This window comes from Qipengyuania sp. L-5Y, from assembly GCF_056859455.1.
The window spans coordinates 40303-56760 of sequence record NZ_JBSXOM010000028.1 but is presented as its reverse complement, the minus strand read 5'-3'; the positions used below and the strand labels follow the sequence as shown (position 1 = coordinate 56760).

Annotated in this window: 16 protein-coding genes; 10 read left to right on the top strand and 6 right to left on the bottom strand. The window is 60.7% G+C overall.

Annotation, left to right across the window (positions count from 1 at the left end; translation table 11 throughout):
- Positions 1-155: 155 nt before the first annotated feature.
- Genes AC13F2_RS07725 through AC13F2_RS07700 form a run of 6 tightly spaced genes read left to right on the top strand, consistent with a single transcriptional unit; the run spans position 156 to position 5779 of the window.
- Complete coding sequence (locus AC13F2_RS07725) at positions 156-1673, top strand: fumarate hydratase (protein ID WP_435304229.1); 1518 nt, start codon at positions 156-158, stop codon at positions 1671-1673.
- A gap of 60 nt (positions 1674-1733) precedes the next feature.
- Positions 1734-2969 (top strand): sensor histidine kinase, encoded by a 1236-nt coding sequence (locus tag AC13F2_RS07720; protein ID WP_103024753.1) that lies wholly within the window; start codon positions 1734-1736, stop codon positions 2967-2969.
- Positions 2962-3711 carry a LytR/AlgR family response regulator transcription factor gene (locus AC13F2_RS07715; protein WP_103024754.1) on the top strand — a complete coding sequence of 250 codons (750 nt, stop codon included), beginning with the start codon at positions 2962-2964 and terminating at the stop codon, positions 3709-3711. Before AC13F2_RS07720 ends, AC13F2_RS07715 begins: the two co-directional genes overlap by 8 nt.
- 57 nt (positions 3712-3768) lie before the next feature.
- Positions 3769-4035 carry a hypothetical protein gene (locus AC13F2_RS07710; RefSeq protein ID WP_221596770.1) on the top strand — a complete coding sequence of 89 codons (267 nt, stop codon included), beginning with the start codon at positions 3769-3771 and terminating at the stop codon, positions 4033-4035.
- Positions 4036-4074: 39 nt separating this feature from the next.
- Positions 4075-4929, top strand: a complete 855-nt coding sequence (locus tag AC13F2_RS07705; RefSeq protein WP_221596768.1) for a diacylglycerol/lipid kinase family protein — start codon at positions 4075-4077, stop codon at positions 4927-4929.
- Positions 4919-5779: a metallophosphoesterase family protein gene (locus tag AC13F2_RS07700; protein ID WP_301642011.1), complete on the top strand. Its 861-nt coding sequence runs from the start codon at positions 4919-4921 to the stop codon at positions 5777-5779. The genes AC13F2_RS07705 and AC13F2_RS07700 overlap by 11 nt, the downstream gene beginning before the upstream one ends.
- A 75-nt stretch (positions 5780-5854) precedes the next feature.
- On the opposite strand, the gene rpsI is transcribed toward AC13F2_RS07700, so the two are convergent.
- The 3 genes from rpsI to AC13F2_RS07685 form a co-directional block, all read right to left on the bottom strand.
- A complete protein-coding gene (gene rpsI / locus AC13F2_RS07695) occupies positions 5855-6379 on the bottom strand; it encodes a 30S ribosomal protein S9 (protein ID WP_103024758.1) in 525 nt (174 codons plus the stop codon).
- Entirely contained in the window at positions 6379-6858 is a 480-nt protein-coding gene (gene rplM, locus AC13F2_RS07690; RefSeq protein WP_482964999.1) for a 50S ribosomal protein L13, read from the bottom strand. Before rplM ends, rpsI begins: the two co-directional genes overlap by 1 nt.
- 286 nt (positions 6859-7144) lie before the next feature.
- Positions 7145-8170 (bottom strand): COX15/CtaA family protein, encoded by a 1026-nt coding sequence (locus AC13F2_RS07685; RefSeq protein ID WP_103024760.1) that lies wholly within the window; start codon positions 8168-8170, stop codon positions 7145-7147.
- 144 nt (positions 8171-8314) lie between these two features.
- Here AC13F2_RS07685 and AC13F2_RS07680 point away from each other — a divergent pair, with 144 nt between their 5' ends.
- The 3 genes from AC13F2_RS07680 to AC13F2_RS07670 all read left to right on the top strand — a co-directional run bounded on the left by AC13F2_RS07680 (position 8315) and on the right by AC13F2_RS07670 (position 10413).
- Entirely contained in the window at positions 8315-8719 is a 405-nt protein-coding gene (locus AC13F2_RS07680) for a MerC domain-containing protein (protein ID WP_103024761.1), read from the top strand.
- Positions 8720-8729: 10 nt separating this feature from the next.
- Positions 8730-9713, top strand: a complete 984-nt coding sequence (gene thiS, locus AC13F2_RS07675) for a sulfur carrier protein ThiS (RefSeq protein WP_482964998.1) — start codon at positions 8730-8732, stop codon at positions 9711-9713.
- 175 nt (positions 9714-9888) lie between these two features.
- The gene (locus AC13F2_RS07670; RefSeq protein ID WP_103024763.1) at positions 9889-10413 is read left to right on the top strand and encodes a hypothetical protein; all 525 of its coding nucleotides are present in this window, start codon (positions 9889-9891) and stop codon (positions 10411-10413) included.
- A gap of 80 nt (positions 10414-10493) precedes the next feature.
- On the opposite strand, the gene AC13F2_RS07665 is transcribed toward AC13F2_RS07670, so the two are convergent.
- From AC13F2_RS07665 to AC13F2_RS07655, 3 genes are all read right to left on the bottom strand, one after another.
- On the bottom strand, positions 10494-12296 hold the full coding sequence (locus AC13F2_RS07665) for an AMP-dependent synthetase/ligase (RefSeq protein WP_196847251.1): 1803 nt from the start codon (positions 12294-12296) through the stop codon (positions 10494-10496).
- Positions 12297-12383: 87 nt separating this feature from the next.
- Positions 12384-14099 carry a gamma-glutamyltransferase gene (gene ggt / locus AC13F2_RS07660; RefSeq protein ID WP_482964997.1) on the bottom strand — a complete coding sequence of 572 codons (1716 nt, stop codon included), beginning with the start codon at positions 14097-14099 and terminating at the stop codon, positions 12384-12386.
- A 10-nt stretch (positions 14100-14109) separates the two neighbouring features.
- A complete protein-coding gene (locus AC13F2_RS07655) occupies positions 14110-15138 on the bottom strand; it encodes a quinone-dependent dihydroorotate dehydrogenase (protein ID WP_482964996.1) in 1029 nt (342 codons plus the stop codon).
- Between the two features lie 339 nt (positions 15139-15477).
- On the opposite strand from AC13F2_RS07655, the gene AC13F2_RS07650 reads away from it, so the two are divergent.
- A complete protein-coding gene (locus AC13F2_RS07650) occupies positions 15478-16401 on the top strand; it encodes a helix-turn-helix domain-containing protein (protein ID WP_482964995.1) in 924 nt (307 codons plus the stop codon).
- Positions 16402-16458 lie beyond the last annotated feature (57 nt).

Here is a 16458-nt window from a genome sequence, read left to right as displayed (position 1 = left end):
TCCGCGAACTGTATTACATCAATAATACGCTTGTGCAAGCATCAGATGCCTTTAGGCGCATGGCCGGTTTGGGCCAAGCGCTTTGACCGATGGCCGGTAACGCGCCTATCGGGGAGCGCAAATCTGCAACATGGGAATTTGCGGCGATGAGCGACATGACTGTCATCAGCGAAAACGACCTTATCGAGAGCGTCGCCGACGCCCTCCAGTATATTTCTTACTATCATCCGATGGATTACATCCGCGCCCTGGGCGATGCCTACGAGGCCGAGAAAGGGCCCGCGGCAAAGGATGCAATCGCCCAGATCCTGACGAACAGCCGCATGTGCGCCGAAGGGCACCGGCCGATCTGTCAGGACACCGGTATCGTCAACGTCTTCGTCAAATGGGGCATGAACTGCCGCCTCGACAGCGAACGCTCCTTGCAGGAAGTCGTCGATGAAGGGGTTCGCCGTGCCTACAATCATCCGGACAACAAGCTGCGCGCCTCGATCCTTGCCGATCCGGCGTTCACGCGTCGCAATACACGCGACAATACGCCGTGCGTGCTCTCGGTGGAGATGGTCCCCGGCAATTCGATCGGCGTCGACGTGGCTGCCAAGGGCGGCGGCAGCGAAAACAAGTCGAAGTTCAAGATGATGAACCCGTCGGACAATATCGTCGACTGGGTGCTGGAACAGATCCCTTCCATGGGCGCGGGCTGGTGTCCTCCGGGGATGCTGGGCATCGGCATCGGCGGCACCGCGGAACATTGCATGAAGCTTGCCAAGCAGAGCCTGATGGATCCTATCGACATGGGCCAGCTCAAGCAGCGCGGCGCGCAAAGCGATATCGAACAGCTGCGCATCGACATATTCGATGCGGTCAATGCCATGGGTGTGGGCGCGCAGGGGCTTGGGGGCCTGTCGACCGTGCTCGACGTGAAGATTCTGGACGCGCCGTGCCATGCTGCCGGCAAGCCGGTGGCAATGATACCGAACTGTGCCGCCACACGGCATGCACATTTCACGCTGGATGGCTCGGGGCCAGCCTATCTCGAGCCGCCCAGGCTGGACGAATATCCGCAGGTGACATGGAAGCCGGACGCCGCGGCCAAGCGCGTCGATCTCGACGCCCTGAGCCCGGAAGAAGTCGCCAGCTGGCAGCATGGCGACCGCCTTCTCCTGTCGGGCAAGATGCTCACCGGGCGCGATGCGGCGCACAAGCGGATCAAGGACATGCTCGATGCCGGCGAGCCGCTGCCGGTCGATTTCAAGGGCCGCGCCATCTATTACGTCGGCCCGGTCGACCCCGTCATGGGCGAAGTCGTCGGCCCCGCCGGCCCCACCACCGCCACGCGTATGGACAAATTTACTGAAACGATGCTCGACCTCGGCCTCCTCGCCATGATCGGCAAGGCGGAGCGCGGCCATAACGCAGTCGAGGTGATCAGCAGGTTCAAGGTGGCCTATCTGATGGCAACCGGCGGCGCGGCCTACCTCGTCAGCCGCGCCATCAAGGGCGCCAGGGTCGTCGCTTTCGAAGATCTCGGCATGGAAGCGATCTACGAATTCGAGGTCGAGGACATGCCTGTCACAGTAGCGGTCGATGCCGCGGGCAATAATGTTCACACGCTTGCCCCGGCAGAATGGCGTCGCCGGATCGCCGAAGGGGAATTCGAGCCTGCCGAATAGCAGGCCAGTCGACCAACCACACAGGGCTGTCGACCGCGGCTCTGGCAATTGCGGGAGCGAATGGGCACACGTTCAATCGTGTCGACCAATGAACCCCAGATAAGTCCCGATGACGAGCCCGTACCGGTAAAGGTCGTGTTCGCGTCCATGGTCGGCGTGTGGCTGTGCTATTTCCTGCTCATCACCCTGCGCGGCGCGATCGTCGGCCTCGAATTCCAGGATGAGCTCCTGTGGCGCCGTGCCCTCGTCTGTCTGATCGGGGTAGGCGTCACCGCTTTGCTCTGGCTATGCCTGCGCGTCGTCGAGCAGCGATCACTCGGCATCAAGATCGCGGTGGCGCTGATCGCCTCGATGCCGGGGGCGATCATGATCGCGCAGGCCAACCGCTGGGTCTTCGATTCGATCGAGGAGAAGGTCGAGCAGCAGATGGGCAAGGATCGGGGGATCGCTCTCAGGCGCGACGATGCCGGTAATCTCCTGATCGACCTTCCGCGCACGCAAATGAACGAGGATGTCGAGGACGTGCTGCCCCAAAGCGTGTTGATTGCGCCGGCGCCGACGGCGCTCGACCAATGGAAGATGACCTTCGATCTCGCGATCGGGCGCTACTTCCTGCTGCTGGCATGGGCCGCGCTGTTTCTCGCCTTGCTCGCAGGGGCGCAGGCGCGCGCTGCCGAGCGGCGGGGCGAGCGCTTCCGCAGCGCGGCAAAGGCGGCCGAACTGCGCTCGTTACGATATCAGGTGAATCCGCATTTTCTCTTCAACACGTTCAATTCGCTGTCCGCACTGGTGATGACCGGCAAGGCCGAACGGGCCGAACAGATGATCCAGACAATCTCCCGTTTCTATCGCCACAGCCTGGCCGACGATTCGACCGGCGATGTGACCCTCGAGGACGAGATCGATCTGCAGGAGCATTACCTCGAAATCGAATCGGTTCGTTTCCCCGAAAGGCTTCGGGTCAGGGTCGATCTTCCCAGCGAACTTGCAGGCTACAAGGTGCCAGGCATGATCCTGCAGCCCCTTGTCGAAAATTCGGTCAAATACGGCGTTTCGGTTTCCAGCAAGCCCGTGACGATATCGATTACGGCACGCGAAGAATACGGGCGCCTCGTACTGACGGTGAGCGACGACGGTCCGGGAAGCGCGGGCGATAAGCATGGGTTCGGAATCGGCCTGGCGAATGTGCGGGATCGGATAGAGGCGCGCTTCGGCAACGCGGCAACGATCGTTTCCGGTGCAACGCTGACCGGCTATGAAACCGAACTGAGACTACCGATGGTGAAGCATGGCTGAAAATCCGGTCGAAACGCTAAAGACGCTAATCGTCGATGACGAACCTCTGGCTGTGGAGCGGATGCAGGTCATCTGCGCCAAGATCCCCGCCATTCAGGTCGTCGGCACGGCGAGCGACGGGGCGCAGGCGCTGCGGCTGGTCGATGCCCTCAAGCCCGATCTCATCCTGCTCGACATGACGATGCCTGAAGTGGATGGTATCTCGGTCGCGAAATCATTGGCCAAACAGACGGAGCGTCCGGCCGTGGTTTTCGTGACGGCACATGACAATTACGCAGTCGAAGCCTTCGATCTCGATGCGGTCGATTATGTGCTGAAGCCGGTGAAGCCTGAAAGGCTGGAGCGGGCGGTGTCGCGGGCCGCAGGGCGACGCGGTGAAGGAAGCAGGTCGGAAAGCGCCTGGCTGGATGAGCTATGGATTCCGCATCGCTCCGAACTCATCCGCATAGCGACGTCGGAAGTCGATCGGATCGATGCCGAGCGCGACTACGTCCGCCTGCATGTCGGTAGTGACGACGCTGCCAGGACCTATCTTCTGCTGCAAACCATCGCGGGCCTGGAAAAACGGCTCGATCCTGCAAAGTTCATTCGTATCCATCGGTCCACCATCCTTCGCAAAGATCGTATAACGGGCCTGCGCCACGACGGTCTTGGCGTGTGGTCGGTCGAACTGGACGATGGCGAAACCCTGCGTATCGGGCGGACCTACCTACCAAAGGTCAAGGCAATGGCCGGGCGCTAAGGCTGGCGAGGAGAAGGGATTTGGCAGCACGGTCCGGAATGGCCTAGAACGTCCGTTATGCTGCTTGGCATCCTATTTGTTCTCGGCACCGTGAACTTCGCGGTTCACAAGGCGGTTCTGGAATCGAACCACCCGATGCTCGATACTCTGCCGCAATCTTTCACTGCGAACGGCGGAAAGCTGTCCCTAGTGATAGAGTTCTGCGTGCTGATTGTTGCAATGGCCCTGAGCGATAACGGCTGGCCCGCTGCAGCATGGGTCTATGGCTGTTATAGCGCGCTCAACGCGGTAACGGCATGGCTGCTACTCAACGGTAGAGTCTGAGCGTCGGGAACTGCGACGTCGGTTCCGCGCTTTCTCGGCATGTCGTCCCATAAAACCTGGCTGGTGGTCAATTCACGCAGTGGCAGCAATGACGATGCTGGCCTGAGGGCTCTCGATCAATCTCTCGCCGCTCACGGTCTTGGCGAAGAAAGAAGGATAGAATTTCCAGCCGATGATCTTCCGACCGCCCGTGAACTCGAAGACGGAAACGTATCGCGTCTGATCGTTTTTACCGGCGATGGCAGTCTCAATGCGGTGATCGAGGCCGCTTCCGGCTGGGATGGGGAAATCCTCGTGTTGCCCGGCGGCACGATGAATCTGCTGAGTGTCAGGCTCCACGGCGAAGAAGCCACCTGCGAAGATGTCCTCGATCGCATTGCGCGAGGCGCTTACCGGGCGATCCGCCCGCTGATGGCATGCTGCGACGCCGGGCGGGCGCATGCCGGGCTGCTTGTCGGGCCGGGCACGGCCTGGGCCGGCGTGCGCGAAGCCATGCGGGATTTCGACGTCGCCAGCCTAGCACAAGGTGCCAGTGATGCATTGGCCGAAACGACGGGCGGTGCGCGCGTCCGAATGGTAGATCCCGCCATCGGCGATCAGGAAGGCTACCCGCTGATCGAGCTGACCCCCAGCCACCGCGGCATGCAGACCGATGGCTATCCGCTCGAGAACGCAGGCGAATTCCTGCAGCAGAGCTGGGCCGTGTTGCGCCGCCGATTTCGCGAAGGTCCGCACGAACGCCTTGGCCTGCTCGACCGGCTCGTGATCGAAAATTGTGCCGGCGAACCTTTGAACATCCTTATCGACGGGGAGCCGGCACAGCTGGAATCCCGTGCCGAATTCACGGTGGCTGAATGCCCGGTCGATCTGCTAGCGACTGCGCATGGCTACTGAATTTCGCCGCATTTTCCACCTTTCCGATATCCATTTCGGACTTGAGAACAACCGCGCACTCGACTGGGTGAAGCAGGAAATCTCCGATAAATGCCCCGATGCGGTGGCGATAACAGGGGACCTGACGATGCGCGCGCGTCATCGGGAATTTGCTGCGGCAACGCAGTGGATCAATTCATTGGATGCGCCCGTTACCGTCGGCGTGGGCAATCACGACCTGCCTTACTTCAATCTGTTCGAGCGGTTTGCCACACCGTACAAGCGGTTTCGCGGCATGCAGGAAAAGGTCGAGCGAGAGCTGGATCTCGGCTCGCTTGCCATCGTGCCGCTGAAGACTGCGGTTCGCATGCAGCCGCGTCTCAATTGGTCGAAGGGCTGGGTCAGCCCGCGCGCGCTGGAACGGTGCCTAGCAAAGATCGATTCCCTGCCGAAGGGTACGCGGGTTCTGGTTGCCGTCCATCACCCCCTTCGCGAAGTCGGCACGGAGGGGACGGCTCTTACAAAGCATGGTGACCACGCTTTGCGGGAACTGGCGAAGCGTAACGTCGAGGCAGTCCTGTCGGGCCATGTGCATGACGCGTTCGATATTCTGGAAAACACGCAGGAAGGTGCGGTGCGCATGGTCGGGGCAGGTACCCTGTCCAAGCGGACCCGTTCGACACCGCCCAGTTTCAACGAAATCGAATGGGATGGCAGCACGCTGAAAGTCTGCGTGCGCAATCTCGAGCATATCGAAACCCGCGACATGCAAATCGACGACGTCCCCGAAAATGCCATGCCGCCGCGTCACGAGGGCGAGCCGGTGGCACCCGTGCGGCAGGTCCCGCGCGTCGATCCGCCAGTGCACTGACGCGCATTGCGGACAAAGAAGAAGGGCGGCTCCTTGCGGAACCGCCCCCCTGGTGATCCAAAGATCGAATAAAGCTTAGCGCTTCGAGAACTGGAAGCTGCGGCGTGCCTTGGCACGGCCGTACTTCTTACGCTCGACCACACGGCTGTCGCGGGTGAGGAAGCCAGCAGCCTTGACGGTGCTGCGCAGGGCCGGTTCGTACTTGGTCAGAGCCTGGCTGATGCCATGCTTCACGGCGCCTGCCTGTCCCGAAAGTCCGCCGCCCTTGACGGTGGCGACGACATCGTACTGGCCCTGGCGATCGGTGATCGTGAAAGGCTGGTCGATGATCAGGCGCAGCGTCGGACGTGCAAAGTACACTTCCTGGTCCTTGCCATTGACGATGACCTTCCCGCTGCCGGGCTTGAGCCACACGCGGGCAGTCGCATCCTTACGGCGGCCGGTTGCATACGCACGGCCTTCCTTGTCCAGTTCCTGCTCACGCAGCGGAACGTCGGCAGTTGCCGCGATATCGGAAGCGTCGCCTTCAGGCGCGTCACCGGCGATGTCCTTCAGATCGGCGAGATCCGAAACGGTTTCGTTCTTGGTTTCGTCGGCCATTATGCGACAACCTTGTTCTTGCGGTTCATCGAGGCAACGTCGAGCGCTTCGGGCTTCTGGCCGTCATACGGATGCTCGGTGCCGGCGAATACATGCAGCGCACGCATCTGCGCACGGCCAAGCGGGCCGCGCGGAATCATGCGTTCGACAGCCTTTTCGAGCACGCGCTCGGGGAACTTGCCTTCCAGCACCTTGGCCGGAGTAGTTTCCTTGATGCCGCCCGGGTGACCGGTGTGCTTGTAGTAAACCTTGTCGTTCATTTTCTTGCCGGTGAACTTCACCTTGCCAGCGTTGATGACGACAACATGGTCACCGCAATCGACGTGCGGAGTGTAGCTCGGCTTGTGCTTGCCGCGCAGGTGGTTGGCGATGATCGCCGCGACACGACCGACGACGAGACCTTCGGCGTCGATGATGTGCCACTTCTTTTCGACCTCGGCCGGCTTGATCGACCGGGTGGCCTTCGTAAGAGCCTTCATGGCTGGTTTCCGTTCCTAGTGTTCGTGTCCCGCCCCAAAAAGGGGGTGGCGCCAATCGGCGAATCCCCAGTTGTGGACCCGCGAAGCGCGCGCCGAATGGCTGGAGATCGCTCGTTAGTCAAGCAATTCCGCGGTTCTCGAGTGAGGTAAAATAAAACCACAAGAGGAATTAAGGGCTCGAGACTCCGGAATTCAACCTTGGAACTATACCGCCCCGAGCCACATGCGCGTCGTCCTGGCTACAGGAGAGTAATGCCCAGCCACTATTGGCGGGCATAATTCGCCGTCAGGTGCGTCTGCCCAACGCATGAACGCCCCATGCGAAGCTCGCCACTAGCAAGGCGCCCACTACCTGATGCGCCACGGCAACCCAGAGGGCGACGCCAGTGAGAACCGTGATGATCCCGAGAATGATCTGCGTTCCCACGACCGCCTGTATCGCGACGGAAGCCTTCCGCTCCACCGGCTTCACTTTTCTCGCCAGGACGATCAGTGCGACAAGCGCGATCCAGGCCCACCAGCGGTGGAGAAAGTGGAGCAGGAAGGGGTCATGCGTGACTGCCCAGAATGCTCCGTGAGAACTGTCGAATTCTGGAACGAGGCGACCTTGCATCAGCGGCCAGGTGTCCGATGCCAGTCCGGCATTGAGGCCGGCGACCCAGGCCCCGAGAAGTAACTGGACGAACAGGATGGCGCCGACGACGCTGGCCATGCCGGTCCACCGGGATGGTTTCCGCTGGCCGTGAGCGAGTCGTTTGAGGTCGAGCGCAGTCCAGACCAGCCCCCCAAGCGTGAAGAATGCAGTCAGCAAATGAATCGAAAGCCAGAAGTGGCTCACATCGGTCATCGTACCGGCAAGGCCGCTGCGCACCATGAACCAGCCGAACACCCCCTGCAGACCGCCCAATGCCAGCAAAGCAACGAGCCGCCACTTATATCCAGAGGGAATCGCCTGCTTGACCCAGAACCACGCGAGCGGGAGCGCAAACGCGAGACCGATCAGGCGGCCAAGAAGACGATGGAACCATTCCCAGAAGAATATGAACTTGAACGCCTCCAGATCCATTCCCGCTGGTCCGGTCACGTTCTTGTATTCGCCCGTCGCCTTGTAGAGGTCGAATTCCGTCTGCCACGCGGTTTCCGAAAGCGGCGGGATCGCACCGGTGATCGGCTTCCATTGCGTGATCGACAGCCCGCTTTCGGTCAGGCGCGTAATGCCGCCCACCGCAACCATCAGAATCACCATGGCTGCAACGATGAAGAGCCAGGTGGCCAACGCATTCGGGCGCGCATGCTTGCTAATCTTGGACATGGCTAGCGTCTCTGGTTCCGCCATTCGCGCAGTGCAAGCGCAAATAGGGAAAGTGTTCGCTCGGTTCGTGCAAACGACAGGAAAGATGCCGGGCCCGGACGGTTTCCCTTGAAATAGGATACACCATAACATAACTGCAATGTCATGTTGCAACGCGCAATCTCGCCGATTCGTCGGAGGCTTGACCGTGCCGGGATCTTTCTTTCCGCGGCATGTGCGGTGCATTGCGTGCTCTCGATCCTGCTTGTGTCGGCCTTCGGCATCGGGGGCGAGTTATTCTTTGCGCCCGATGTCCATCGGATCGGTCTCGTCGCTGCGACCCTCATTGCCGGTGTTGCCATTGGCTGGGGCGCGGTGCGGCATCGGGTCGCCGCACCCTTTGTGGTCGCGATGACGGGCCTGACCTTCATGGGCGGTGCGCTGGCCGTTCCGCATGGCATCAAGGAAGCCGTTTTGACGATCATCGGCGTGGCGCTCGTGTCGCTTGGTCACATACTCAATCTGCGTCATGTTCATTCCGCCGCTTGCAAGGATCGCTGCGGGGACTAAGTCGGGCGGCATGATTGCCCTGACCGTAAATGGCGAAACCCGCCGAACTGCCGCTACCACCATCGCCGAACTCGTGCGTGAGCTCGATCTCGATCCCGCAAAGGTCGCGGTCGAACATAATGGGACGATTGCGCCGCGCAGCGAACTGGGCGTGCACACTATTGCCTCAGGCGATAATCTGGAAATCGTGCACTTCGTCGGCGGCGGCCAAGGCGTCGAACCGCAAAGCGACAGCTGGACCGTCGCGGGGCGCACCTTTACCAGCCGTCTCATCGTCGGAACCGGGAAATACCGCGATTTCGAACAGAACGCCGCCGCGCTGGAAGCCTCGGGCGCCGAAATCGTTACCGTCGCCGTTCGTCGGGTCAATGTCAGCGATCCGAAGGCGCCGATGCTCACGGATTATATCGATCCCAAGAAGGTCACTTATCTCCCCAATACGGCCGGTTGTTTCAACGCCGATGACGCAATCCGTACTCTGCGCCTGGCGCGGGAAGCGGGCGGTTGGGATCTGGTGAAGCTGGAAGTGCTTGGCGAAGCGCGCACCCTTTATCCGAATATGCGCGAAACTCTCACTGCGACCGAGACGCTCGCCAAGGACGGTTTTCTGCCCATGGTCTACTGCGTCGACGATCCTATTGCGGCCAAACAGCTGGAAGATGCCGGTGCAGTTGCGGTCATGCCGCTGGGTGCACCAATCGGATCCGGGTTGGGCATTCAGAACCGCGTGACCATTCGCCTGATCAAGGAAGGCGCAAACGTTCCGGTGCTGGTGGATGCTGGTGTCGGCACTGCCTCTGATGCCGCAGTGGCGATGGAACTTGGCTGTGACGGCGTCCTCATGAACACGGCGATTGCCGAAGCCAAGGATCCCATCCGCATGGCCCGTGCCATGAAACTGGCGGTCGAAGCGGGCCGCGACGCCTATCTTGCCGGGCGCATGGGCACCCGCAAATATGCCGACCCGTCGAGCCCGCTCGCGGGCCTTATCTAACACGAGAAGGGCTGCCCTGCGGAACTGACCTTTTCAAAGGTGAACCCCTTCCTCGTCTTCAAAGCGCACGCCATGCGTCACAACCGGGGGCACGATGCGGTGAAATTTCGACTGCGCAAACCGCTTGTTAACCATCTTGGGTGAAACTCTTTCTTGTAACAGGGGGAACGCCATCATGGCTGTCACGGGAACCGCATCGCTGACCATTGCCGAAATGCGCGAGTTTGCCGGCTTTACCGCCGCCGAACAGCGTTACATCCGCCGCAGCCTCGATATCGGACTGGGTCGCTGCGACGCGTTCCGCATATGGGGTCGCAACGCAGGTGAAAATGCGGCCATACGCAGCCAGTATGTCGCTTACCAAGAACTCAAGGCGTTACGGCAATCCATCCCGGAGCAGTCGGGTTTCGACAGCATCGAAGGGTTTGTCGGCAAACTGACGCGCGTCGCGGCGTTCGACCTGGCGCAAGAGCGCATAGACAGTTTTTCGGCGTTTCGCTTTCTATACGAACGGCTGATTTCGGCCGATGCGCGGCCGTGGCTGCCAAGTGCGTTTTGTGCCGCTGCCGCGCTGCCGCAAATCCGGCCGGACCGGCGCAAGATGCTGTTGCAAAGTATCAGCGAAGCCGCGGCGACTGCTCCTGGATGGAGCGACCGCGAACCAAGCTTCTACCCGGAGTTTATCGAAGAAGCCGCTTGAGATCCTCAGAAATCAGGGGCGACCGACAGCGTAGATCACTACGCACCGACCGCCTCTTGCTGCCGAACTGGTTTCGCACCTCACGCGCGATACAGGCGATCCATCCGTTCGCCATAACGTTCCTTGATCTTATGGCGACGGATTTTCATCGAGGGTGTCATTTCTTCGTTCTCGATGGTGAAAGGCTCGTCGGCAAAAGCGAATTGGCGCACCTTCTCCACGACCGATAAATCCTTGTTAACACGGTCCACAGCAGCGCGCACAGCATTACGATATTCAGGCAGTTCTTGAAGTTGCTTGCAATCGAACTGCTTGCCTTGGGCCTGGCACCATTCAAGCGTCCACTCCGCGTCGGGCACAATCAGGCCGACAATGTATGGCTTTCTGTCGCCGGCCACCATTGCCTGACCGATTTCGGGCTGCAACGTCAGCATGCCCTCGACCTTTTGCGGCGCGATATTGTCACCCTTGTCGTTGACGATCATGTCTTTCTTGCGGTCGGTAATGACAATCCGGCCTTTGTCGTCGAGGTGTCCGATATCGCCGGTGTGCAGCCAGCCATCCTGGATCGTCCGCGCAGTTTCGCCTTCGTTCTGCCAGTATCCATGCATGACGAGTTCGCCGCGGCAAAGGATTTCTCCATCCTCTGCGATCTTGATCTCTACTCCGCGCAGAGCCGGGCCGACGGAATGCATGGCAATGCCGGCGGCGGGCCGGTTGCAGCTTATGACAGGCCCTGCTTCGGTTTGCCCATAGCCCTGAAGCATGGTCAGCCCCATCGATTCGAAGAATATCCCGACGTCGGGGTTGAGCGGCGCGCCACCGGACACCATCGCTTTCATGCGACCCCCGAAACGCTTGCGGATTTTGGGTTTCAACAAACGGGCGACCGCGAAATCCTTCAATTGGTCGCCGAATTTCGGATTACCCGCAGCGCGGCGTTCGCCGACCTCGAGAGCTGTGTTCATGAGCTTTTCGGCAAGGCCACCCTGCTTCTGAACCTGCTTGAGTATTCGGGTGCGCAAGACCTCGAACAGGCGCGGAACGACAACCATGATGGTCGGGCGCGTTTCCTCGATATTGCTGGCGAGCTTTTCCAGTCCTTCGGAATAGTAAATCTGGGCGCCGACCGCGATGGGCAAGAACTGGCCGCCAGAATGTTCATAGGCGTGGCTCAGTGGCAGGAAGGATAAGAAGCGCTCGTCTTGCTCGATCCCGAAATCCTCCATGAGAATTTCGGCCGCGCCAGCGACATTGCACAGGATTGCGCCATGGTGCTGCATGACGCCGCGCGGCGCTCCGCCCGTGCCGCTCGTATAGATGATACATGCGGTATCACCGCGCCCAATCCGTGAGATCCTCTCATCTACCGCCCGGCGCGCCGCGATTGCATCGCCCTCGAGCATGCGATCCCATTTGTGATAGGCGAAGCTCCCGGACTGCTGACGGTGCAGATCATCTATGCCGATGACGTGTTCAGCGACGCCCGTCGCCTGCAAGGCACCGTGGAGCGGCCTCAGCAGTTTTTCGGTCGAGACGATGACCGCCTTGGCACCTGAATTGTCGAGAATATGAACGTGATCGCGTTCTGTGTTGGTGATGTATGTCGGGACGGTGATGCACCCCGCCGCCATGATGGCCAAGTCTGCGATGCACCATTCGGGCCGGTTCTCGGCGACGAGACAGATGCGGTCGCCATTCTTCAGGCCCAGTTCCCGCAAGCTTTCCGCCAACAGACAAACTTGCTCGGCTGCTGCGCTCCAGCTTGTCGTTTGCCACACCCCGCCCAATTTTGCGCCGAGAAAAGGCAGATCGCCCTTTTCGTCAGCACGTTTCAGGAAAAGTTCGACCAGATTGTTGGCGGAATCGATATCCGACAGCACGGCAGGCTCCTCAACGCACGTTATTATTTAACAATGTGCCGGGCTTAGGCCCCTGCCATGACATCGGCAAGTTGGTCTGCACCAGTGTCAGGGTGCCTCGATCTGCCCCGCAAGACGCGGGTCACGCGCGGACTGCCACCCGGACGCTCCAAATAAGACGGCGCCGCCTTTGACTGGCGCTTCTTGAAGAAACACATCCTTGTGGCCCAGTGATCGGAACGCAGCCTGTGCGCCTTCCAGCCAAGTACCCTTTTCGAGCATAACACGGTCGCCATAGGCCATGATGAACGGCAGGCCGAGCATCTCCTCTGCCGATAAGCCAAAATCGATCGCGCCGATGATGCTACGTGCCGTCTGGACGGGGATGGTACTGCCGCCCGCAGCGCCGATCGCGAGGAATGGCCTGCCTTGCGGATCCCAAACCACTGTCGGGGACATGGAACTGCGCGGGCGTTTGCCGCCTTCCACGCGATTGGCGACCAACTTGCCGTCAATCTCGGGCGAACGGCTGAAATCGGTGAGCTCGTTGTTCAGAAAGAATCCGCCCACCATCAGGCCCGATCCGAACGGCCCTTCCACAGTCGACGTATAGCTGACCATGGTATTGTCGGCATCGACCACAGCGAAATGCGTGGTCCCGTGTTCTTCGGGTTCGTCGCCATCCGCCAATGCGGTCGATGCGCCGACAGGCACGCCCGCAACGGCTTGGGCAAGCGTGCCGCGCTCGTGGATCAGCGCACTGCGCTTGGCAATGTAATCGGGTGCTAGCAGGCCGGACACTGGCACCGACACGTAATCGGTATCGGCAAGATAAAGTTCGCGGTCCGCATAGGCGAGCCGCTGGGATTCCACGAAGAGGTGCCACGTGACGGGATTGCGCGGCCCGAGCGCGGAAAGATCGAAACGCTCAAGCTGACCGAGCATCTGCAGCACGGCCACCCCGCCCGAGGTCGGCGGCCCCATGGTGCAGACGCGGTACTCGCGATAGCTTCCGCACACGGCGTCGCGCGCTTTCGCGTCATAAGAGGTGACATCGCTGTAGGTCATCGCATCAGTATGCGGCGTATCGCTGGCGACGGTCGTTGCGATCGCGCGGGCCGTGTCTCCTGAATAGAAGGCTTCACGGCCACCCCTGGCGATCGTCTCAAGCGTCTGCGCAAGCTGTTCGTTTCTCACAACGGTGCCCACCGGCAGGGGCTGACCTTCGGCATCGAAGAAAATACTGCGCGCCTGTGCCGAGTGTGCGGAGCGGTTCCTGGCCGACTCGAGCATTCCGTTCAGGCGCGGGTTCATTTCGAAACCCTGCCTCGCGAGCTTTATCGCGGGCTCGAACAGGCTAGCCCAGGGCAGCTTTCCGTAGGCGGCATGTGCTTTGGCGGCCAAAGCGATATTGCCTGGTACCCCAACGGATAATCCGCTGCGTACCGATTCGATGAAGGGCGGTAACTGACCGTTTTCATCCAGAAACCAATCGGGCGTGGCGCTGGCAGGCGCAGTTTCACGGCCATCGAACGTGCCGACCGACCCGTCTGCCGTACCGCGGACCATGAACCCGCCGCCGCCGATGCCCGAACTCTGCGGCTCGACGACGCCCAATGCCAGCATGACCGCGATTGCCGCGTCGGTTGCGCTGCCGCCACGGGCGAGCATCTCTTCACCCGCTGCCTGAGCGCGTGGGTCGGCGGCCGATACAGCGCCAGCCAGACTGCGAGGCGCGTCCGTAGACGTCGAAGAAAGCGGAGTATTCGTCGTGCAGGCGGCAAGCGCCAGCGCGAGTAGCGATGCGGATAGGGTTCTGGTCATGCGCATGGTGCTATTCGCTTCCGACCGCTTCGGCAATTGAAGCGAAGCCGTCGCGCTGCATCAATTGCTCCATACCCTTCAGAATTCTGCGCGGTAGCCCCGGCCCCTCGAAGACCATCGCGCTGTAGAGCTGGACGAGACTGGCGCCGGCGCGAATGCGGGCCCAGGCGTCGGCTGCATCGGCAATGCCGCCGACACCGATGAGCGGCACGGCCCCACCGGTGGCCCGGCGGAAATCGCGCAACCGCTGCTGGGCAAGGTCACGCAGGGGGGCGCCGGACAACCCGCCGGTTTCACCAGCCTGCCGCGATTGGAGGATGGGCCGCGAAATGGTTGTGTTGGACACGATCAGAGCGCCGAGCCCCTTGTCGATCGCGATCCGCGAAATGGCGTCGATATCGGCTGCCTCCAGATCCGGCGCCACCTTGAGGAAAATGGGCACGGTATTCGCGCCGCGCGCATCGATCACGGCATCCAGCAGGCCGGATAAGGCATTTTCGTCCTGCAATGCCCGTAGGCCCGGCGTATTTGGGCTCGATATGTTGACCGCGAGATAGGAGGCATACGGCGCCATGGTTAGCGCCATGACTTCGTAATCGGCGATCCGGTCCTCGCTGTCTTTGTTGGCGCCGATATTGATGCCAACGATGCCAGGGCGTTCCGATCGTCTGGCGAGCCGGGTTTCGGCAACATCGGCTCCGCGATTGTTGAAGCCCATCCGGTTGATCACTGCCCGATCTTCCACCAGCCGGAACAGCCGCGGCTTGGGGTTGCCAGCTTGCGGACGAGGCGTGATCGAGCCGACTTCGGCAAATCCGAAACCCAGACCCAAGAGCTGGTCGGGTACTTCCGCATCCTTGTCGAATCCCGCAGCCATTCCGAGCGGATTGGGAAACTGCAGCCCTGCCACCTCGACTGCGAGGGGGCCTGTATTTGGCGGACCGGCCCGGGGCGAAACGGCAAGCGCCCGCACAGTAAGGCGGTGGGCAAGCTCGGGATCAATCTTGAAGAGCAGTGGGCGGGCCAGATCGAATATCATGCCCTGCGCCATGGCGCGGCGCAGATATCATGTCGAGACGCTTCATGAACCTTGGCGGGCGCCGAATCCGAGAAAAAGTGGGCCGCTTCGGGAAGGTCTGTCGCTTGCATACAATCAACGCGCGGAGATTCGATCTAACACATCCTTGCGACCCGAAGGGCTCGGAGCATTTCTGCAACGAGTTCTCGACTTCAAAGGGGTAGCCCTAACGGGCTACCCCCTTTTTTTCGCCCGCTTCCATATTTGGTGGCGCCTCGCACAGTGGTGTGATTACGAATTGCAGCCCGTCTGCGTAATTATACGAGGGGGCCGCAAAGTTGGGACTTCGGGGGGAAGGTATTGTCGCGACTGCAAAAAGACGACCCTTCGCACTCGCTCGAATATCTCGATCTGCCGACTGATCTCGCGCCTTATCTGAACGGGATATATGTCTGGCGTACCGCGGAAACCGTGATCGACGATCACATACCGGCCTATTCAGGTCAGATGGTTGTGATCGCACAAGGACGCGGGCGGATGCAGTTCGGCTCAACGGATCTGGAAGATGCCGGCGTGGCCAGTTTCCTTGCCCCGATGGGCGAGTCGCGGCGAATCGTGGTTGATGGCCCGGCGTTCGTATGCGGGCTTTCGCTGAACCATCTGGGCTGGGCTACGCTGACAGGCCTGGCGGTAGACGAACATCAGGATCGCTTCCTCGAACCCGACTACGTTCTGGGCGAACGACTGGGCGACGAGCTGACAGCGCTGATACCGCATTGGCACGCGGGGACGCTGGACGACGCGGGATTGGCGGGCGCCATGTGCGATGTTGCCAGAAAGGCGCTGACTCCGCTGCCGAACAGGCAGATGGCCGTAATTCAAAGAACAGTCGAATGGCTGGCAAGCTCGATCCGTCCGGACATCAATGACCTTTATGCGACGCTGCCCTATTCGAAACGCCAGGCACAACGGCTGGTAGCGCGGTTTTTCGGGCAATCGCCGGTCAGGCTCGCCCGCCGGTTCCGCGCCATTCGCGCGGCAGCCCATATGCTGCGGCCCGACATTCCCGAACCGATCGAAACGGGTATCCAGGCCGCGTTTTACGATCAGGCGCATATGATCAAGGAAATCCGCTACTTTACCGGGCTCACCCCCAAGGGTCTTCAGCAGAATGCAGGATCGTTTGCCAATTATCTGCTGGGCCCTGATGGCCTGACGCCGCTCGATCCGTTCGCCGCGACCGCGCGCACGGGGAATGCGCCACCTCGCGATGGGGACGATTGATAACGACTCGCAGCAAGGCGTTTTCCGTTGAAATGGCCAGGCAAGCCTCTTAGCTGA